This window comes from Erythrobacter donghaensis (assembly GCF_001557325.1).
GTDB classification, from domain to species: Bacteria; Pseudomonadota; Alphaproteobacteria; order Sphingomonadales; family Sphingomonadaceae; genus Erythrobacter; species Erythrobacter donghaensis_B.
Window position 1 is genome coordinate 1 of the sequence record NZ_LSJS01000148.1, and the last position, 1,805, is coordinate 1,805.

1 protein-coding gene is annotated in these 1,805 nt (G+C 53.0%); it reads left to right on the forward strand.

Going from position 1 to position 1,805, the window contains the following annotated elements:
* Positions 1-86 precede the first annotated feature (86 nt).
* On the forward strand, positions 87-1,517 hold the full coding sequence (locus AX692_RS08095) for a hypothetical protein (protein ID WP_073973280.1): 1,431 nt from the start codon (positions 87-89) through the stop codon (positions 1,515-1,517).
* The last annotated feature ends 288 nt before the right edge of the window (positions 1,518-1,805 follow it).

The window sequence follows — 1,805 nt, forward strand, 5'->3', positions numbered from 1 at the left end:
GGTCAAGGGTGGGTGTTGGAGGCAGGCCGATCGATGGAAGTTGAGCGCAAGTTGACGACCGTCCGCCGATTTGACAACATCATTGGATGGCAAAGGTCGCAAATCCTGTTCTTTTTTCGCAATATTTCGGGCTAAAGCCTGGCACCCTCCATGCCGCGGGCTTGATCGATCCTTTCATACGGGTGGATACGCCACTATTTATTGATCCGCTTCTGTTGGAAAAATCTTCATTCCCGAAGATCAGCGGAGACGCTTTTGCAGCGTTCAAGGAGCACTTCTCGAACTTCATTAGGCTGCTGGCCATCTCGCAAAACGAGGGCGATGCGCCTTGGCGAGGCGCTAAATTGCTCCTTAACCTTGCTGAAGCGCCGTCTAACGGCTTGGGGTATGGCTCGACGAGCAAATCGGGAAGTTCGCGCCCAGATAAGGTCCAGCATGCGATCATTCGTACCGCGAGCCAAATTGTTCATCTTGGCTCACGAGATCCCGAGATGATTTCGCTAATGCCGTTCTTTGAGGAAGATGTCGGCCCCGATACAATGAGCGATTTCACGACGCACGTTATCGCGCCTTATCTCGCGGAGATCACGAGAGACTTCTGCAAAGCCAATGGTGTTCCAATCGAGCAGAATGACCTGTGCCCAGGCATCGAATTGCCGATGTATGCGGATGCGTCGGGCGCGAAGAAGGCCACACTATTAGTTCCCCAAGATATCGTTCGCGATTTGCCGATCGCAAATAGTCGTGCTGATATCGAGGCCTCTATAAGCCATAACACAATATTTCGTGGCGACTTGAATCGCTTTTTCTCTGCCATGACGAAGAAGACCGTCGAGGAGCGAAAGAGCGCTATCAAGGAACTTGCTCTTTCCTCCAAGGAAGCTTTCGAAGAGTTTCTTGAGATGGTGAAGGATTTCAACCATCATTACGATCCAAACGACGACGCGCTCGGCTACTATAAAATGCGAGATGTTTTGGCGAAGGGGTTGGAGGACCTCAAGACACCGGTGCATTTTGACCTGTCTAAAGGGCCAGATGAAGTTGAGCGAGTAGCTTTAGCAGCGATCGAATTGTTTAAACATCATGTAGAGAATGGCAATCTCTGGGAAGAGCTTTGGATTGATGGTTCTCCGAAACGAGAACGAGCAGCTCAACTGCTATTTTTCGCGATTGCTGATGCCTTCTGCAAGGCGAACAACATCGATATTTCGCCCGAAGCTAATATGGGTGGCGGACCGGTCGACTTCAAATTTTCTGCTGGCTATAAATGTCGCGTAGTTGTTGAGATGAAACGCTCGACCGGAACAGTAAAATCAGGATACGAAAAACAACTTGAGATTTATAAAGCAGCCGCACAGACTAACCGCGGCATTTTCGTTATCATGGATTTTGGACGCATGGGTGCAAAGCTGCGGCAAATTACCCGCATTCAGCAAATTAGACTGGATAGAGGAGAGCAGGCCTCTAAGATTGTCGTGATCGATGCGAAGCGTAAGATTTCTGCTAGCAAGCGCTGAGTTCAAGATTGAATGAAGACGGACGCCATCCTCCCGGCTCCCCGAGTCACCTTCTGTGGCCCTGCCGAGGACCGGCGCGTCCGGCTCTCCCCCCTGTTTCACGTGATCGAGAGCGCTCTGTGGGGCTGGCCTTTTGCCACCGGCAGGGTGTGGCCCTGCCGAGGACCGGCGCGTTCGGGTCTGCCCGCTGCTCCACGCGATCGGGGGCGCTCTGTGGGGCTGGCGGTTTGCCACCGGCAGGGCGGGGTTGGGCGCGGGGGTTGGGGGCTCCCCTCTTTCGTCATTGCG